Source organism: Pseudomonas sp. 22082, assembly GCF_052046055.1.
Lineage (GTDB): Bacteria > Pseudomonadota > Gammaproteobacteria > Pseudomonadales > Pseudomonadaceae > Aquipseudomonas > Aquipseudomonas pharyngis.
On the sequence record NZ_JBQEQB010000010.1, the window covers coordinates 86,473 to 104,889 of the forward strand.

15 protein-coding genes are annotated in these 18,417 nt (G+C 59.2%); 7 read left to right on the forward strand and 8 right to left on the reverse strand.

Features of this window, described 5'->3' with window-relative positions; genetic code table 11:
- Positions 1 to 5,553 (forward strand): calcium-binding protein, encoded by a 5,553-nt coding sequence (locus tag ACTJK9_RS13930; protein WP_440814419.1) that lies wholly within the window; start codon positions 1 to 3, stop codon positions 5,551 to 5,553.
- 77 nt (positions 5,554 to 5,630) lie between these two features.
- Here ACTJK9_RS13930 and ACTJK9_RS13935 read toward each other — a convergent pair whose 3' ends face one another.
- The gene (locus tag ACTJK9_RS13935) at positions 5,631 to 6,743 is read right to left on the reverse strand and encodes an enoyl-CoA hydratase/isomerase family protein (RefSeq protein WP_085611617.1); all 1,113 of its coding nucleotides are present in this window, start codon (positions 6,741 to 6,743) and stop codon (positions 5,631 to 5,633) included.
- Between the two features lie 132 nt (positions 6,744 to 6,875).
- On the opposite strand from ACTJK9_RS13935, the gene ung reads away from it, so the two are divergent.
- On the forward strand, positions 6,876 to 7,571 hold the full coding sequence (gene ung / locus ACTJK9_RS13940) for a uracil-DNA glycosylase (protein WP_064384152.1): 696 nt from the start codon (positions 6,876 to 6,878) through the stop codon (positions 7,569 to 7,571).
- 76 nt (positions 7,572 to 7,647) lie between these two features.
- Here ung and ACTJK9_RS13945 read toward each other — a convergent pair whose 3' ends face one another.
- From ACTJK9_RS13945 to ACTJK9_RS13960, 4 genes are read right to left on the reverse strand one after another with little or no spacing between them, the layout of a single operon-like run.
- Entirely contained in the window at positions 7,648 to 8,685 is a 1,038-nt protein-coding gene (locus ACTJK9_RS13945; RefSeq protein ID WP_103386824.1) for an AbrB family transcriptional regulator, read from the reverse strand.
- Positions 8,678 to 10,192 (reverse strand): tripartite tricarboxylate transporter permease, encoded by a 1,515-nt coding sequence (locus tag ACTJK9_RS13950; RefSeq protein WP_039772694.1) that lies wholly within the window; start codon positions 10,190 to 10,192, stop codon positions 8,678 to 8,680. The genes ACTJK9_RS13945 and ACTJK9_RS13950 overlap by 8 nt, the downstream gene beginning before the upstream one ends.
- A gap of 1 nt (position 10,193) precedes the next feature.
- Positions 10,194 to 10,652: a tripartite tricarboxylate transporter TctB family protein gene (locus ACTJK9_RS13955; protein ID WP_039772692.1), complete on the reverse strand. Its 459-nt coding sequence runs from the start codon at positions 10,650 to 10,652 to the stop codon at positions 10,194 to 10,196.
- A gap of 56 nt (positions 10,653 to 10,708) precedes the next feature.
- Entirely contained in the window at positions 10,709 to 11,686 is a 978-nt protein-coding gene (locus ACTJK9_RS13960) for a Bug family tripartite tricarboxylate transporter substrate binding protein (RefSeq protein ID WP_039772690.1), read from the reverse strand.
- Between ACTJK9_RS13960 and ACTJK9_RS13965 the strand changes: the two genes are divergently transcribed.
- From ACTJK9_RS13965 to ACTJK9_RS13975, 3 genes are all read left to right on the forward strand, one after another.
- On the forward strand, positions 11,685 to 12,011 hold the full coding sequence (locus ACTJK9_RS13965; protein WP_440814423.1) for a hypothetical protein: 327 nt from the start codon (positions 11,685 to 11,687) through the stop codon (positions 12,009 to 12,011). The two genes, ACTJK9_RS13960 and ACTJK9_RS13965, sit on opposite strands and share 2 nt — an antisense overlap.
- 125 nt (positions 12,012 to 12,136) lie before the next feature.
- Positions 12,137 to 12,808 (forward strand): response regulator, encoded by a 672-nt coding sequence (locus tag ACTJK9_RS13970; protein WP_007957980.1) that lies wholly within the window; start codon positions 12,137 to 12,139, stop codon positions 12,806 to 12,808.
- The gene (locus ACTJK9_RS13975) at positions 12,801 to 14,192 is read left to right on the forward strand and encodes a sensor histidine kinase (RefSeq protein ID WP_064594105.1); all 1,392 of its coding nucleotides are present in this window, start codon (positions 12,801 to 12,803) and stop codon (positions 14,190 to 14,192) included. Before ACTJK9_RS13970 ends, ACTJK9_RS13975 begins: the two co-directional genes overlap by 8 nt.
- Here the strand turns inward: ACTJK9_RS13975 and ACTJK9_RS13980 are convergent.
- Both ACTJK9_RS13980 and ygfZ read right to left on the reverse strand, forming a co-directional pair.
- On the reverse strand, positions 14,186 to 15,007 hold the full coding sequence (locus tag ACTJK9_RS13980; protein ID WP_085611615.1) for an HDOD domain-containing protein: 822 nt from the start codon (positions 15,005 to 15,007) through the stop codon (positions 14,186 to 14,188). The two genes, ACTJK9_RS13975 and ACTJK9_RS13980, sit on opposite strands and share 7 nt — an antisense overlap.
- 35 nt (positions 15,008 to 15,042) lie before the next feature.
- On the reverse strand, positions 15,043 to 15,984 hold the full coding sequence (gene ygfZ, locus ACTJK9_RS13985; RefSeq protein ID WP_440814426.1) for a CAF17-like 4Fe-4S cluster assembly/insertion protein YgfZ: 942 nt from the start codon (positions 15,982 to 15,984) through the stop codon (positions 15,043 to 15,045).
- Positions 15,985 to 16,133: 149 nt separating this feature from the next.
- Here ygfZ and ACTJK9_RS13990 point away from each other — a divergent pair, with 149 nt between their 5' ends.
- On the forward strand, positions 16,134 to 16,388 hold the full coding sequence (locus ACTJK9_RS13990) for an FAD assembly factor SdhE (protein ID WP_007957989.1): 255 nt from the start codon (positions 16,134 to 16,136) through the stop codon (positions 16,386 to 16,388).
- Positions 16,372 to 16,824, forward strand: coding sequence for a protein YgfX (locus ACTJK9_RS13995; RefSeq protein WP_064594109.1), 453 nt, complete (start codon positions 16,372 to 16,374; stop codon positions 16,822 to 16,824). The genes ACTJK9_RS13990 and ACTJK9_RS13995 overlap by 17 nt, the downstream gene beginning before the upstream one ends.
- On the opposite strand, the gene nadB is transcribed toward ACTJK9_RS13995, so the two are convergent.
- Entirely contained in the window at positions 16,793 to 18,409 is a 1,617-nt protein-coding gene (gene nadB, locus ACTJK9_RS14000) for an L-aspartate oxidase (protein WP_064594112.1), read from the reverse strand. The genes ACTJK9_RS13995 and nadB overlap by 32 nt on opposite strands.
- Between the last annotated feature and the right edge of the window lie 8 nt (positions 18,410 to 18,417).

Sequence of the window (18,417 nt, forward strand, 5' to 3'; positions counted from 1 at the left end):
GTGACTTATATATTCAGCGATTTGGAAAAGACGGCAATTTTGCAGGCTGCAAATGTTTGTGATGGGATGGAATTCAATGTCGAGCGGCAAGAGTATCGTGCTGTGGCGGTAGAGGGGCGAAACTGTGCTGTACTTTACCGCGCATTGTCAAATATTTTGGGTGAAAAGTTTTTAGATTGTTCTGCGTTCGATGAGAACGTAATGGGCATTTTTAAAAATGCCAAACTCTGGCTCGATGTAGCAATTGATGCGAATGGCGGGATGGGCGCTTACTCTACGTTGATCCGAGCCTACACCCTGCGGCAGGGGGAGTTGAGGCTAAATAAAAAGTTTAGCGATTTCAAGATGCAAGAGTCATCTAATCAGGTGGCTGTCAATTTCATGAACGCGCTGATAAAAGGGTCCGTTGAACATGATTTGGCGCCATGGGCTGTGCCCTCCATAAGCCAAATTGCAGCAATCGATGCGAGCGCTATTGGTAAAGTATTATTTCGTGAAGATGTTGGTGACATTGATACAGCTACCAGTCGTAATGCGGGATGGTCTGGAACAATCGGCTTTAGCCTGCTGGGTGGAGAAAGACCCTATGAAACCTGGCGATTGATCTCCGCCGGTGATCCGGATTCCCACACCAAAGGTAATCATGACCTCGCCAAGTTCAATAGGCTCGATGACCTAAAGAATATTCTGTTTTCCGTGGACTCATACAGTGTTGCATTGCAGGCAGTGATTAAAAACTTCGGGTCGAATATGGTTGAAAGCCTGTTTTCAGTCCTGCCCGAACAGATAAACATCGCTCTTGCCAGTGGCAGCATCAATCCGCTGATTCAGCATGTGGTGAAAGGTACGCCCATCTCACCCATTGTCAGTCTGATATTGCGATATAACCTGAATGATTTCTTTGACATGCTCAGGCGAACCTACGACGGAAACACGGCCGCCACGCCTACCACCGACGAAACCTTCGCCGCCAACGCCTACACATTTTTCTCCGCACTTTCTCCGGCTCAATCGCAAAGTATCGTTACCAGAACCATTGGCGAGTATGGCAGTGCCAAGGACTGGGCAACGTTGGCCAGTCAGGCAACGCCAATCGGCGCCGCGTTACGCAATTCCCTCAAGCAACTAAGCGAAATCGTGATTGAGCGGGCCGACGGTTTTTCCGGACGCGAACTGGAGCTTTACGATCCCGAAACGGGGGAGGGTTTCATCACTGGGCAGTGGCTTGCCGATCGTTCTGAAATGCTGGCCCGGCTGATTTCCCGAACCAATGGATCGTTCGGTCGAAACACCGTCCAGACCTTTTCCTATTCGGATTTGGCTTCAGGCAAACAGGCCCCGATGACCACAGGCGTCTCAAACCCTCTGGTCATGTTTGGTGATGACGGCGGACGATCATTTGGTGGCGGAACGAATACCGATCATCTTTACGGCGGTGGCGGCAACGATTCAATCAGCGGACTTTCCGGTAATGATTTTATCCAGGGGGCTCGCGGTAACGACTTTTTGAGTGGAGGCGATGGGAATGACGCGTTGCACGGGATGGTTGGTGATGATGTTTTGGTGGGTGGTAAGGGTAACGACTCTCTCACTGGCGGGCCGGGTAACGATCAATACGAGTTCTCCAGCGGAGATGGAGTCGACGAAATTTTTGATGCGGACGTTGGGGGCGCGTTGCTGATAAATGGACTTCCGATCCCACCTCTCGAACGCAGTGCTCCGCTCAGCAATATCTGGCTTACGGAAGATCGAGCCATCAGCTTGACGCTCATTGAAGATCTGGCTGAAAACACGCTGAACATTAAATACGGACTGAGTGATCTCATCGTCGTAAAGAATTTCAAGCCAGGGATGCTCGGCATTGATCTTCCTGATTACCAAAGCCAGACCCTCTCCGTCCCCGACCTGGTCCTTCAAGGCGACTGGAAAGTTAAAGATAACGACCCAAATGTTCGCGGAGATCAGCCTTCTTACGATGAGTTGGGCAACGCCGTGCATTTGCCCAATGTTAAGCAGAGGAACAAAGCCGACCTGCTTTATGGATCACCGAAGGATGACCTCATCGTTGGTCTTGGCGGGTCTGATCGATTGTTCGGCAAGGACGGCAATGACCGTTTATTCGGTGACAAGCAGTCGACGCTGGAAAATGCCTTTGCCGATGCAACAAAGGGAAAGGCCAGCCGTGGCGACTGGCTGGATGGTGGGCAGGGTGATGACCTGCTTGTCGGCACTGCCTCGCGAGACGTGCTGCTCGGCGGCAACGGTCGAGACACGCTGATTGGGGGAGCAGGTGATGACAATTTGTCCGGTGATCAAACAACCGGTGCACATGAGCAAAATTGGACAGTCAAGCGCATCGACGTTCCACTCAGTGATGGCGTCATCAGCATGCGTAGCGTCTTTGACAAATTTTCATTGAATAGTCCCACCGAGGGCGGTGACGACATCCTCTATGGGCAGGGTGGCCGGGATTTTATTATTGGCGGCAGAGGAGATGACCTGCTCGATGGAGGAAGTGACGACGACACGCTGTGCGGCGAAGAGGGTAATGACACGCTGGCTGGCGGGAGTGGCAATGACACATTGCAAGGAGACAACCTGGATTGGGGTGGCGGTCTCGACAGTCGCCATCATGGCAACGATTTGTTGGCGGGTGGCAGTGGCGATGACTCCCTTGCCGGAAACGGTGGTAGCGATGTGTTGTACGGCGGCAGCGGCGATGATGTGCTGAAAGGTGATGACGAGGTGCTGCGAGGCGTTTCGGGTGTTGCCGCAGACTTTTTCGGAAGTGATTTTCTGGATGGCGGCGAGGGAAATGACACCCTTTGGGGCGGCGGTGCCGGTGATTCGCTTTTCGGTGGCAGCGGTAACGACGAATTGGTTGGTGATTACCATGAGCACCCAATTCGTTACCACGGTGATGATTATCTCGATGGCGGTGCGGGTGACGACACACTCCGTGGCTTGGGTGGTTCGGACACTCTGATAGGCGGGGCAGGCGCCGACGCTCTGGATGGCGATGAGCCCAACTTGCAAACGGGCGGAACCAACGATGACCACATTCAAGGTAATTCAGGAAACGATACGCTCTGGGGTGGTTTGGGCGCCGATACGCTTTTGGGCGGTGCCGATGATGACTTTTTGATGGGGGACTACGAGCAAACATCCGAAGCGGATCATGGCGCCGATTATCTTGACGGCGGTTCAGGCAACGACACTTTGCTGGGCGGTGGCGGAAACGACACGCTGGTTGGCGGGGAGGGAGTCGATTATTTGCGCGGCGGCCCTGGCGATAACGTGTTTGAGGGTGGTGCCGGCAACGATTATCTGGAAGGGATGCAGGGTAACGATGTTTTCTACTTCGGAGTGGGCGATGGACTGGATGTTGTTACCGATACAGGTGGCAACAATGTCGTAAGTTTTGGTTATGGATTTTCTGCGGAGAACTTGCAGGTCAAGATCGTCAATCTTGATGTAGGCACGGCGTTGCGGCTGTCGAATGGTATTGGTGACGCGCTTCTGATTCTTCACCATGAAAAGTGGGCAGGTTCGACGTTCAGGTTCAGCGACGGCGTGATCCTGAATTTCCAGGATGTAATCAAATTAACGGTGCAACCGGTAGATGTAAGAGATCCGTCCGCGACAATTGCTACGGTGCCCGATGCCGGAAAAATGCAGGACATTGAGAGCGAAGCAGTCGTCCAGACACTGCCCGATGACTTAGCCGCTTCTACTGAGAGGGAAGGTAGTGAAACCAGTCGTCACATCGACTGGGATAGCCTTTTTCTTTCGGAACTGAAAGCAAAGCGCTCAGCGGACAGGCAGGCATCAGGATTTGCACTGAACGATCAGGGTGTTTGGGTTAGAAGTCATATTGCTACCGACGAAAGTGGTTATGCCATCAGCGCCGAATTGATCCATGAGGACGTTGAAGCCGGGGTCTTTTCCAAGACACCTGAGTGGATGGGAGCGATTGCCGCTGACGCCGTGGTGACTGAAAGGCAGTCAATTTCTGCAACGAAAACCACGTTCAAGTTTGTAAAAGCTGAAACTGCGCAATTACCGAAACAAAAGCCAAAATATTACCCATCTGGCTCCAGTTATTCGGGGTTCTCGTTCAACGTGGGTGATGCTGTAGTCGAAGATATAGACCACTCGGGCGCCATTAAGGGTTGGTATGTGTATCCCGCTGGCAGTTTTGAAAATCATGAAACTGTTCGTAAAGCGTTTCGCTGGAGTTCTGCGACCCAAACGATCAAGCATAAGATTGTTCAGGGTAATGACGCTGGCGGCAGGGTAAATCTCGAAGTGGGAAATCTCTTTCATGGCGGTGCAGGAGATGACTTGGTGGTTACCTATGCTGGTTCAGTGCTTGAGTACGGCGGGGTGAACGACAGGATCCCAGGCGCATTTTTATCGGCTGGCGCAGGCAACGACACACTGCTCGGCTCCGCGGGTGCCGATTATTTGATCAGTGGGCCGGGAGAAGATTGGCTTTACGGCGAAAACGGTCCCGACACTTACATAGTTGAAGCGCATGATGGCGCAACCACCATTATTGCCGACGTTCTTGACCCTGTTTTTTTGCGCCCCGAGGTTGGAGCCTCTGGGTGGCATGAAGAGTTTGGTGCGCTTGATATTGATACAGTCGTTCTTCCGGAAGAGGCGAAACCAGATAAGTTGAAGCTAACCTGGGGCGCTGTGTTGGTTGAGACGGTAAATATCGAACTTTCACCCGCCCCACCACGTAGCGCTCATCGTCAACCGCCTCGGGCCCAGATGTTGTACACCACACTCGATATCGAATGGGGCGGAACTCAAAAAGTACGAATCGTTTTGCCCAATCCGGATGACATCGGTGGTTCCGGTATTGAACGGGTGAGGTTTTCTGACGGGTCGAGCATCAGTTTTAAAGATCTCGTTAGCCGATTAGGCATCGCTCCCGATACTTATCATCACGGCATCAACGTTCAGGACGCTACTCAGGTTAAGTCCTTTCGAGACAACCGTTTTCTCCCCCTCGTGGGCGGTCGCGGTAATGACACCCTCAGAGGCGCTGGTGAAATAAGAGGGATGCAAGGCGATGATCTGCTTTGCGGTGGCTCTGGCGATGATGTGCTTTACGGTGGGCAGGGCAATGACACTTTGTCCGGTGGCGGGGGTAATGATGTGTATAAATATGATGGTCTCGGACGAGATCTGGTAGTCAATGCCGGTGGCGGAACTGACGGTATAGACTTTTCAGAAGTCGGACTGTCCATTGACCATCTAAAGTTCCACCGTGAACGGGATGATCTCGTCATCGTAGTCAGTTATGGCATGTCGCCAAAGATTCGTGTCTCCGAACACTTTTCAGGAGGCAATGCCGCTATCAGCTTCATCAGCGTTCAAGGAGAAGAGGGAGCTGTTGAAAATTACACGGCGAATCAACTCGCTGAGCTTTTGCACCCTCTACCTCCGTTGCGGGACGTAGAGGATATCTTGCCGAGAAATGATGAAGAGGCGTTGCGGGCAATGAAGGAAATAATCGCGTTTTACGAGTTGAATGTTTGATCGCAGATAGTTTTGCAACTGGCTCAAACTTCCCGCGACAGAGCTCAAGAGACTGCCATCGCGGGCAATTATCGGTTTTAGTATTGCGACAGATCCGCCAACGGATGCCGCCCCTCCCAGACCTTGTGAAAGTGCGCCTCGACCACCGCGTCCGGCACCCGGGCGATGTCCGGCCAGTGCCAGTGCGGTTTTTGATCCTTGTCGATCAGCCGCGCCCGGACCCCTTCGCTGAATTCCGGATGCCGGCAGCAATTGAGGCTCAGGGTGTATTCCATCTGAAAGACTTCGGCCAGCGACATGTGGCGGGCGCGGATGATCTGTTCCCAGACCAGATGCGCGGTAAGCGGCGAACCTTCGCTCATGGTTTTCGCCGCACGGGCAATCAACGGGTCGCTGCTGTCGCGATGCAGGCTGATGGCTTTCCAGGCGCAGATCACGTCGCTGACATCCAGCCATTCATCGATCTGCTGCCGACGCGGCAGCCATTGCGCCTCAGGCATCTGCGCCACGGCTTCCTGCTGCAGTGCCTTGAGCAGGCTGTTGAGCTGCATGGCGGTCTGTTCCTGCCAGTTCAACTGCAACAAGCCGTCGATCAATTCCTGCTGCTGTTCGTCGAGCAGGAAGCGGTCGGCCAGGTCCAGATCAATCGCATCGCGACCGTTCATGTGCGCGCCGGTCAAGCCAAGGAACAAACCGAGCTTGCCCGGCAGCCGCGAGAGGAACCAACTGGCGCCGACATCCGGGTACAGGCCGATGCTGATTTCCGGCATCGCCAGACGACTGCTCGGCGTGACGATCCGGATGCTCGCGCCTTGCAAGAGGCCCATGCCACCGCCCAGCACATATCCGTGTCCCCAGCAGATCAACGGTTTCGGATAGGTGTGCAGGCTGTAGTCCAGGTGGTATTCAGCGTTGAAAAACTGGGCGGCCAGCGGCGGCACCTCGCCGGGATGGGCGCGACAGGCTTCCACCAGGCTGCGCACTTCGCCGCCAGCGCAGAAGGCCTTGGCGCCGTTGCCGCGCAGTAGCACGCAGACGATTTGCGGATCCTTGGCCCAGGCGTTCAGTCTGTCACTCAGGGCGTGGATCATCGGCAGGGACAGCGCATTGAGCGACTTTTCGGCATCCAGCGTGGCCACGCCGATGCGCGCGCCGTCGGTGCCGGTGAGTTCTTCGAAGTGCAGATTCATCGTGACCTCGATCGGGAATTTGAACGATCAGTATGATCGCTGTGTGGGAAAGTGCCGGATCTGCGTCAGATCAATTGACAAGCGTGGTCGGCTTTCCTAGGGTTCGCCCCATTGTTTTTGCCGGGTATGACCATGACTGCTGACGACCGTATCAAACTCGAACCGAGCTGGAAGGAGGCACTGCGTGCCGAATTCGACCAGCCCTACATGGCAGAGTTGCGCACTTTTCTGCAGCAGGAGCGGGCGGCCGGCAAGGAAATCTATCCGCCGGGACCGATGATCTTCAACGCGTTGAACTCGACGCCGCTGGACAAGGTGAAAGTGGTCATCCTCGGCCAGGACCCGTACCACGGCCCGGGCCAGGCCCATGGCTTGTGCTTTTCGGTGCAACCGGGCGTGCCGGCGCCGCCATCGCTGGTCAACATCTATAAAGAGTTGAAGCGCGACCTGAACATCGACATCCCCAATCACGGCTATCTGCAGAGCTGGGCCGATCAGGGTGTGCTGATGCTCAACACCACCATGACCGTCGAGCGCGCCAACGCCAATGCGCACAAGGACAAGGGCTGGCAGTTCTTCACGGATCGGATCATTGAAGTGGTCAGCCAGAAACAGCCGCATCTGGTGTTCATGCTCTGGGGCGCCCATGCGCAGAGCAAGCAGAAGCTGATCGATGCCACCAAACATCTGGTGCTGACCTCAGTGCACCCGTCGCCGCTGTCGGCCTATCGCGGCTTTCTCGGTTGCGGGCATTTCAGCCGCACCAATAAATTCCTGGAGCAGAATGGCGAAGCGCCGATCGAGTGGCGCCTGCCGTCGGTGGTCTGACGTTCAGGGCTGGCGGCTAATTTCGTTCCCACGTCGAGGCGTCGAACCGTCCGCGTGGGAACGATCAATAACCGGCTCAGGCTTCGGGATTACGGTTCCAGTATTTGAACAACGGTTCCGCCAGAAACAACACGAACAGCAGCCGCATCACCTGCATTGCCGTCACCAGCGGCACCGACAGTTGCAGGGTCTCTGCCGTCAGGCTCATCTCTGCAATGCCGCCGGGCATCATGCCCAACGTCAGCGAGCGCAGGTCCAGATGGGTCAGCGCACTCAATCCCAACGCCGCCAGTGTCGCGATCAACATGGTCAGCGCCGTGCCGATCAATGTGCGCCCCATGAACGACGGGGCGCGGCGGAAGAACTGGCGGTTGAAGTGACAACCCAGCCCACTGCCGATCAACCACTGGCCGATCTGGCTGCCGCCATTGGGCAGGCCGATGTGCAGGTCCCAGCCGATGCTCACCGCCGCGCTGACCAGCAGCGGACCGAACAGCCAAGGGTTGGGTTGACGCAGACGTTGCCAGAGCCAGGCGAGTAGGCCGCCCGCCGGAAAAAGAATCGCCAGCCAGCGCCAATCGACGCTGCCGGCGTGTGAAATCGGGGTGCCGTCACCCAGCAGATATTTGAACGCCGCCGGAACACACAACACCACCACCAACACCCGCAGACTCTGCCCGGCCGCGACATGGCTGAGCAGCGCGCCGTTGCGGGCGCCGAGGTTGACCATCTCCCCGGAGCCGCCGGGCATGCTGGAGAAAAATGCCGTGGCGCGATCCTCGCCGGTGCGGCGCATCAGCCACACGCCGACCACCGCCGAGAGGCTGGTGACCAGCGCGCCGAAGAAGATCAGACCGAAGTGGCCGAGCACCTGCTCCATCACCAGCGGGGTGAAATGCAGGCCGATGCCGATCCCGACGATCCACTGGCCGCACTTGCGGCCGCCAGGGATTTCGGTCAATTGCCACGGGGTCAGGCAGCGCACCAGGATGATCGCCAGCAACGAGCCGACCATCCACGGCAGCGGCCAGCCGATCTGGCTGGCGATGTAGCCGCCAAGCAGACCGACCAGCGGGGTTCCCCACCAGGTTTTGAGGGAGAGCCGATCAGACATCGGCAACGGCGCGTTGCGCGGCCGAGCGTTTGCGCCAGATGCGCAGCAGCGGCATCAGCAACATGATGGCAGTCAACACCCAGACGCCGAAGGTGATCGGACTCGACCAGAGGATTTCCAGCGCACCGTTGGAAATCGACAGCGCCCGGCGCAGGTTCTGCTCCATCAGCCCGCCGAGGATGAACCCCAGCAGGACTGGCGACAGCGGGAAATCCAGTTTGCGCAGGATGTAGCCGAAGATGCCGATGCCGACCATCAGGAACAGGTCGAACGTGGTTGCATGCACGGCGTACACACCGATCCCGGTGATGATCGCGATGACCGGCACCAGAGCCCAGTTCGGCACGGCGAGGATACGGGTGAAGATGCGGATCATCGGGATGTTCAGGATCACCAGCATGATGTTGGCGATGAACAGCGAAGCGATCAGGCCCCAGACGATGTCCGGCTGTTGCTGGAACAGCAGCGGGCCGGGGGTGATGTTGTACAGCGACAGGGCGCCGATCATCACCGCCGTGGTGCCCGAACCCGGAACGCCGAGGGTCAGCATCGGCACCAGCGCGCCGCAAGCGGAGGCACCGATGGCGGTTTCCGGTGCGGCGAGGCCGCGGGCGTCGCCCTGACCAAACTTGCCGCTGGCGCCGGCGATGCGTTTCTCGGTCATGTAGGCCACGGCGCTGGCCAGGGTCGCGCCGGCACCCGGCAACACGCCCATGATGAAACCGAGCAGGCCGCAACGGATGTTCACCACGAACACCGACGCTGCTTCCTTGAAGTTGAACATCATCCGCCCGGTGGCTTTCACCGCTTCCTGGCCGCGATGGGTTTTTTCCAGCAGCAGGAGGATTTCGCTGACCGAGAACAGGCCCAGTACCAGCACCACGAACTGAATGCCGTCAGTCAGGTGAATGTTGTCGCCGGTGAAACGGTAAACGCCGCTGTTGGCGTCGATGCCGACGCTGGACAGGAACAGGCCGATCAACGCCGCAATGAAAGTCTTCAGCGGTCGGTCACCGGCCATGCCGCCGAGACAGACAATTGCGAACACCATCAACACGAAGTATTCCGCCGGACCGAAGGCAATCGCCCATTTCGCGAGTAGCGGGGCGAACAGCACCATGCCGCAGGTGGCGATGAAGGCGCCGATGAACGAACTCCATGCCGACAACGACAGCGCCACGCCGGCCAGGCCTTTGCGGGCCATCGGGTAACCGTCGAGGGTGGTCATCACGGTGGAGGCTTCGCCCGGAATGTTCAGCAGGATCGAGCTGATCCGGCCGCCGTATTCGCAGCCCAGATAGACCGCCGCCAACAGGATCAGTGCCGATTCCGGCGGCAGTCCGAGGGCGAACGCGATCGGGATCAGCAACGCCACACCATTGATCGGGCCCAGGCCCGGCAACAGACCGACCACGGTGCCGATCAGCGTGCCGGTCAGGGCCGTGACCAGGTTGTACGGACTCAGCGCGACGCCGAAGCCCTGACCCAAATAACCGAGAGTATCCATATCAGTTCTCCAGAACGTCGAGCAGGCCGAGGGGCAGCGGAACGTCCATCACGCGGTCGAACAACACGTACAAACCAATCGCCATCAGCGTCGTGACAATGACGCTGGGCACCCAGCGCCCGCCATACAGGCGCGCCATCGGGATGCCGATCAGAATGCTGCTGAGGATGAAGCCCAGCGGTTCGAACAAACCGGCGAACACCAGCAGCAAGGCGACGCAGATCGCGATCTTGGTCAGGGTTTCGCGATCCAGCGGCGGTTCGTCCTCGCTGTGTTTGATCGGTGCCGGGCGGAACACCATGTACAGCAGCGCCAGGCCCATCAGGCCGAGCATCAGCAATGGAAACGCCCGAGGGCCCACCGGTTCGTAGGAAAAAGCCGCCTGATACGGCCACGCCATCAGTGCCAGGCCGGCACAGGCCAGCAAAAGCACCGAGGCAAAAATGCGTTGAATAAGCATGAGGGAACTCCTGCCATGGCCCCGGTGAGAGGGCCATGGACGCTAGACAGAGACGATCACTGAATCAGGCCGAACTCTTTGGCCAGCACCTTGTAGTCCGCCACCTGTTTCTTGACGTAGGTGTCCAGCTCGGGACCGGTCATGGCGAACGGGAACAGCTCACGCTGATCGCGCAGCTTGGCGAAGTCGTCGGAGGCCAGGAGTTTGTCGAAGGAGTCTTTCCACCAGGCGTAGTCTTCATCGCTGACTTTCGGCCCGAGGTAGAAACCGCGCACCACCGGCCAGACGATGTCGTAGCCTTGTTCGCGCGCGGTAGGAATGTCCTTCATTTCCGGCTCGTCCAGGCGTTTCTCGGCAAACACGGCCAGCAGGCGCATGTCGCCGCTCTGGATATGCGGCATGGAGTCGGAAATGTCGGTACTGCCGACCTGGATATGACCGCCGAGCAGGGCGGTGGCGATCTCGCCGCCCCCTTCGAGGGCGACGTAGCGCAGGTCGCGCGGGTTGATCCCGGCGGCTTTGGCGATCAGCGCAGTCTGCATCCAGTCCTGGCTGCCAACGGTGCCGCCGGAGCCAATGACCACGGAACTCGGATCTTTCTTCAGCGCCTGCACGAGATCATCGAGGGTTTTGTAGGGCGAATCGCTTTTCACCGCGATGGCGCCGTAGCTGGTGCCGACTGCCGCCAGCCAGCGCACGTTGGTTTCATCGAACCGACCGAACTTGCCCTGGGCCAAGTTCAACAGCGATCCGCTGGACCACGCCACCAGCGTGCCGGCATCGGCCGGACGCTGCGCCACAACGGCGTTGTACGCCACCGCACCGACGCCACCGGGCATGTAGGTCACGCGCATCGGTTTGGTCAGCAGTTTTTCGTTGACCAGCGCGCTTTGCGCCAGTTTGCAGGTCAGGTCGAAACCGCCACCGGGGGAGGCCGGGGCAATGCATTCGGGGCGTTTCGGTTCGGCCATCAGTTGGCCGGCGAACAGCACGCAACCGGCAGCGAGGGCGAAACGGCGCAGGGATCGGTTCATGAGTGTCTCCACGGGAGTTGTTGTTTTTGGGGATGTTTCAGGTGCGGCGGTTTCGCGCGCGCAGGCTGACAGGCTCAGACCCGGACGGGTTGAACGCCGCGCAGCCGACGATGGCGCTGACAAGCGAAAACGGGGAAATTCGAAAGGAAGAATGAAACGGGTCAACCTGAAGCTGTGTGGACAGCATGGTGCAGTACCTCGTTATTGTTCTTATTGGCGAAAACGCATCGAGGCGTTTTTCGAGAGCTACGTTTTGAAACTACGGTGTATGAACAGGCAAAACGGCGAAGGTCGGCAGTCGGGACCTTCGGTGAAACGACTCTAACGGCCCAACCTTTCGCTAACCTTTCAGTATTCTTTCGCGTGTTTTCGGGCTTCACAGTGGCGGTTGCGGCTGTAAACTCCGCCGCAAAGAATGGCGTCGGCCATCCCTGAATGAGGTAGAGATCCATGCGTGTCCTGCTCGTCGAAGACCATTTGCCGCTGGCCGAAAGCGTCGCCCAGGCGCTCAAGAGCACCGGTCTGACCGTGGACGTCTTGCACGACGGCGTGGCTGCCGACCTGGCCTTGGGCAGCGAGGAGTACGCGGTGGCGATCCTCGATGTCGGTCTGCCGCGCATGGACGGTTTCGAAGTGCTGGCGCGCCTGCGGGCCCGGGGCAAGAATCTGCCGGTGCTGATGCTGACGGCCCGCAGTGACGTCAAGGATCGGGTCCATGGGCTCAATCTCGGCGCCGATGACTACCTGGCCAAGCCGTTCGAACTCACCGAGCTCGAAGCACGGGTCAAGGCATTGCTGCGCCGCAGTGTGCTTGGCGGCGAACGCCAGCAGCGCTGCGGTGTGCTGGCCTATGACCTCGACACCCGACGCTTCACCCTCGGCGATGAATTGCTGACGCTGACTTCTCGCGAACAAGCGGTGCTCGAAGCGCTGATTGCCCGTCCGGGTCGAGTGATGAGCAAGGAGCAACTGGCTGCGCAGGTGTTCGGTCTCGACGAAGAGGCCAGCCCCGATGCCATCGAAATCTACGTGCACCGCCTGCGCAAGAAGCTCGACGGCCATTCCGTGGCCATCGTGACGTTTCGCGGTCTGGGCTATTTGCTGGAAAGCCGAGATGCATAAGCCCAGCAGCCTGCGCTGGCGGTTGCTGTGGAATCTCGCACTGCTGCTGGTGGTGTTGATGCTCGCCAGCGGATTGAGTGCGTACTGGAACGGTCGCGAAGCCGCCGACACCGCCTACGACCGCACGCTGCTGGCCTCGGCGCGGACCATCGCCGCCGGTCTGTCGCAGCGCGATGGCAGTCTCAGTGCCGATGTGCCGTACGTGGCGCTCGATACCTTCGCTTACGACAGCGCCGGGCGCATCTATTACCAGGTCAACGACATCAACCAGAAGTTGATTTCCGGCTACGAAAATCTGCCGGGCCCGCCGCCGGGCACGCCGAGAACCGACAGTTATCCCGCCCTGGCGCGGTTTTACGACGCGAAATATCAGGGCCAGAACGTGCGTGTGGTCAGCCTGCTCAAAGCGGTCAGCGAGCCGAACATGAACGGCATGGCTGAAATCCGCGTTGCCGAAACCGATGAGGCGCGCGTCAGCATGGCCCGCAGTCTGGCGGCAGATACCTTGCTGCGGCTGGGCATGTTGGCGATTGGCGCGCTGTTGCTGGTGTGGTTTGCAGTGAGTGCTGCGCTACGGCCGATCGAACGTCTGCGCACGGCAGTGGAAGAGCGCCAACCTGACGACTTGCGTCCGTTGCCGCTGGTGGAAGTCCAGCATGAGTTGTCGCCGCTGGTGCGTGCGCTCAACCATTTCACCGAACGCCTGCGTGGCCAGTTCGAGCGGCAGGCGCAATTCATCGCCGATGCAGCCCATGAGCTGCGCACGCCACTGGCGGCGCTCAAGGCGCGACTTGAACTGGGCTTGCGCTCGAACGAGCCGCAGACCTGGCGCGAAACGCTGGAATCCTCGGCACAAAGCACGGATCGCCTGACCCATCTGGCCAATCAGTTGCTGTCGCTGGCTCGAGTGGAAAACGGCGCCCGGGCGATTGCCGAGGGCGGTGCGCAGTTGCTCGATCTGAGTCAGTTGGCGCGAGAACTGGGCATGGCCATGGCTCCACTGGCCCATGCGCGGGGTGTCGCGCTGGCGCTGGAAGCGGACGAGCCGGTATGGCTGCGTGGCGAGCCGACATTGCTCAACGAGTTGCTGAGCAATCTGGTGGACAACGCGCTGGCCCACACGCCGCCGGGCGGCAACGTGATTCTGCGGGTCAGGGCGCCGGCGGTGCTGGAGGTTGAAGACGATGGGCCGGGCATTCCGCTCGAAGAGCGGGATCGGGTTTTCGAGCGTTTTTACCGGCGCAACCAGCAGGTGGCCGGTTCCGGGCTGGGGTTGGCGATTGTCGGGGAAATCTGCCGCGCGCATCTGGCGCAGATCAGTCTGCACGATGGTGAGCAGGCGGGTTTGAAGGTACGGGTGAGTTTTGTCGCCGGTGATCAGTAGAACATCGACCGCGATTCTTCCAGATCGGCGCACAGCGCCTTGTTTTCCGGATCGATGCCGAGCTTGCGGAATGCTGGCACGCTGAATGGATCGATGCGGGCCAACGGATGGTCGGTGTCCTTGTGGCAATACAGGCTGGCCACTTGCACGATGTCGACGTAATCGATGTGCTGCGATTCGCGCTTGAGGTCCTGATACAGCCCCGGCAGCTCCACCAGGCGCTCCGGAAACTCCCAGACCCGCAGCAATTTGTCGCCGAGCAACGGGTGAATGTGATCGATCACATGGTTGAGGCTGACCGGGTCGGACAGCAATTCGTAGTGGTCTTCGGCATACGTCAGGATCGGCAGCACGCCGATCTGATGAACCAGTCCACCGAGCGCAGCCTGATCGGGCTTGAGCTGGGTGTAACGGCGGCACAGGGCGTAGCTGACGCCGGCGATCTCCAGGCTCTTGCGCCAGACTTCGCGCATCTTCTGTTCGACCACGTCGGAGCGGGCGTGGAAGATCTGCTCCATCACCAGACCGATCGCCAGGTTGCTGCTGTAGTTGACGCCGAGCCGGGTGATGGCGGTGTGCAGGTCGGTCACTTCCTGGGTGGCGCGCAGCAGTGGGCTGTTGACCACTTTGATCAGACGCGCCGACAGCGCCGTGTCACGGCCGATCACTTTGCTCAGGTCGCTGACGCTGATGTCCGGATCTTCCGCGGCCTTGCGAATCTGCAGGGCCACTTCCGGTAACGTTGGCAGAACCAGGTCATCGTTATCGATGGCCTCAACCAAATCCTGTTGGACCTTATCCGCCAGCTCACTCATGTCGTTTCTCTAGGGTGTTGCAACAAATGCTGCGATCAACGCTGGATTTCGCGGTCGCGATCCAGTTCGTATGGCAGGTCGAGCAAGTGCAGCGCCGGACCTTCGGCCGAGCCCAGATGCAAGTCGCCCGCTTCGGCAGCTTCGGCCTGCAACACCGCCAGCAGTTCAATATTCTTTTCGGTACGGGCGGCCAGCACCACTTCGCCGATGGAACTGCCGTGGCTCGGGGCGAACAGCGCTGTGCCGGGCTCCGGCAACTCAGCGGCGTCCAGTTGCACGCGATACAGGCGACGCTTGAGTTTGCCCAGGTATTGCATGCGCGCGACGATTTCCTGGCCGGTGTAGCAGCCTTTCTTGAAGCTCACGCCGCCGACGGCCTGCAGATTGAGCATCTGCGGGATGAACAGCTCGCGGGTGCTCGGCATGACCTGACCGATCCCGGCGCGAATCTGGCCCAGCAGCCATTGATTGAGTTCGCCCTCGCTCAATTGCGCGGACAGTTTGCCTTTGACGGTATCGGCCTGATCGGCGGGCACCCAGAGTTCGGCACGGTTCGGGGAGACGCGAATTGCGATCAGCCCTTCGTGGCGGGCCACGCTGTCGGTTTCTGCCGGCAGTTCCAGGCCCAGACTGCTCAGGACCGCATCGCCATCATCGAGGCCGAAGCGCACCCAGGAGGCGCTTTCGTCGGTCAGTTTCGATTTGGAGAACACCGCGTACTTTTTCAGGTCCGCCAGTTGCGGCTCCAGCAGTTCACCCGCCATCGCCAGCAGCACGCCGTCGCCTTCAAGCACGATGCGGAAGCTCGACTGCATCCGGCCTTTCTGCGTGCAGCGGGCGCCGAGGCTGGCTTGGGTATCGCTCAGGTAATTGATGTTGCAGGTCAACTGGCCTTGCAGGAATTTGCCGGCATCCGCGCCGCGAACCGCGAGAACGCCTTCATGAGACAGGGTGCAGAAAAAAGCAGAATCGGCCATGGGTCATCGCAGGGTAAATAGACTGGGGCACATCATAAGGGGGTGGTGTTGAAATGGGTAGTTCATAAAGGATCTATGGTGCCCGACCAAAGCCGACTGTTCGGGCCGCTTCGGGCCTGTATACTTGCGGCCTATTTGAGGAGGGCTCCATGGTCGAACAAGTTGAACTGAATCGCCTCTTTTGGCACAGCCGTCGCGGCATGCTGGAACTCGACGTGTTGCTGGTGCCGTTCGTGAAAGAGGTCTACGCCAATCTGAACGAGGTGGATCGCGCGCTGTATGTCCGCCTGCTCGAGTGCGAGGATCAGGACATGTTCGGTTGGTTCATGGAGCGCAGCGAATCGGAAGATCCCGAGCTGCAACGCATGGTTCGCATGATTCTGGACCGTGTCCAGCCCAAGTAATACGTTCGAGTGCCGCTGGCATGCCTCACGGCAGTTGCTGGCGGCGTATCTGCTGGCCCAGGCATTCGCGCTGGGTTCTCTGTTTCTATTGTCGATTCCGTTCTGGACCGTTTTGCTCGGGGCGTTCGCGTGTCTCGGCCATGCGGCCTGGGTGTTGCCACGGCAGATTCTGCTGAGTCATCCCAAGGCATTTTGCCGATTGCGCCGGGACGCCGATGGCTGGCAATTGTGGAACCGGGCCGATGGCTGGCAAGCGGTGCAATTGCGCCCGGACAGCCTGGCGCTGCCGCTGATCGTGGTGCTGCGCTTTCGATTGCGTGGTGAGCGGCGAGTCAGATCGATCTGCGTGCCGCGGGATGCACAGGCGGCGGATCTGCACCGGCGCCTGCGGGTTCGCCTGAAGTTCAGCCGGCGTAGGTGGGCGGCACCAGAATAGTGTCGAGCGCTTCGGGCAGCAGGTTCGGGTAGTCGAGGGTGTAATGCAGGCCTCGGCTTTCCTTGCGTTCCATGGCCGAACGGATCATCAGTTCCGCCACTTGCGCCAGGTTGCGCAGCTCGATCAGATCGCGACTGACTTTATAGTTGCTGTAGAACTCGTCGATTTCGTCCAGCAGCAGACGCACCCGATGCTGTGCCCGTTGCAGGCGCTTGTTGGTGCGCACGATGCCCACGTAGTCCCACATGAAACGCCGCAATTCGTCCCAGTTGTGGGCGATGATCACGTCTTCGTCGGAGTCGGTCACCTGGCTGGCGTCCCAGGCCGGCAGGGCGTGTGGAATCGCCACATCGGGAAGTTGCTCGAGAATGTCCGCCGCTGCCGAGCGGGCGTAGACGAAGCATTCGAGCAGCGAGTTGCTGGCCATGCGGTTGGCACCGTGCAGACCGGTGAAGCTGGTTTCGCCGATGGCGTACAGGCCGGGCACATCGGTGCGGCCCTGTTGATCGACCATCACGCCGCCGCAGGTGTAATGCGCGGCCGGGACGACCGGGATCGGTTGTTTGGTGATGTCGATGCCGAATCCGAGGCAGCGCTCGTAGACGGTCGGGAAGTGCGATTTGATGAAGGCTTCGGGTTTGTGGCTGATGTCGAGGTAGACGCAATCGACACCCAGACGCTTCATCTCATGGTCAATGGCGCGGGCGACGATGTCCCGTGGCGCCAGTTCTGCACGTGAGTCGAAGCGCTGCATGAAGCGTTCGCCATTCGGCAGCTTCAAATGGGCGCCTTCGCCACGCAGAGCTTCAGTTACCAGAAAACTCTTGGCTTGTGGATGATAGAGGCAGGTGGGGTGAAACTGGTTGAACTCCAGGTTCGCCACCCGGCAGCCCGAACGCCACGCCATGGCGATGCCATCACCGCAGGCGCCGTCGGGGTTGCTTGTATATAGATAGACTTTGGCAGCGCCGCCGGACGCCAGGATCACGAAGCGTGCGCCGAAGGTATCGACTTCGCCGGTTTTGCGGTTGAGCACGTAGGCGCCCAGGCAACGTTCGCCCTCCAGCCCCAGCCGGCGTTCGGTAATCAGATCGACCGCTACCCGCTGTTCGAGCAACTCGATGTTCGGGCGTTCTTTGGCCTGGGCCAGCAGGGTCGTGAAAATCGCGGCGCCGGTGGCGTCGGCGGCGTGGATGATGCGGCGATGGCTGTGGCCGCCTTCGCGGGTCAGGTGAAATTCGAAACCGCCGTCTTCAGTGCCGGACTGATCGTCGCGAGTGAAGGGTACGCCTTGATCGATCAACCACTGGATCGCTTCCTTGCTGTGCTCGACGGTGAAACGCACCGCGTCTTCGTGGCACAGGCCGCCGCCGGCATTCAAGGTGTCATCGACATGGGATTCGACGGTGTCGGTGTCGTCCAGCACGGCCGCGACGCCACCCTGGGCCCAATAGGTCGAGCCGTTGGCGAGGTCGCCTTTGCTCAGTACGGCGATGCGCAAGTGACCGGGCAGGGTCAGCGCGAGACTCAAACCGGCAGCGCCGCTGCCAATCACCAGGACATCGTGTTGAAACTGTTGGCTCATTTCAGGAT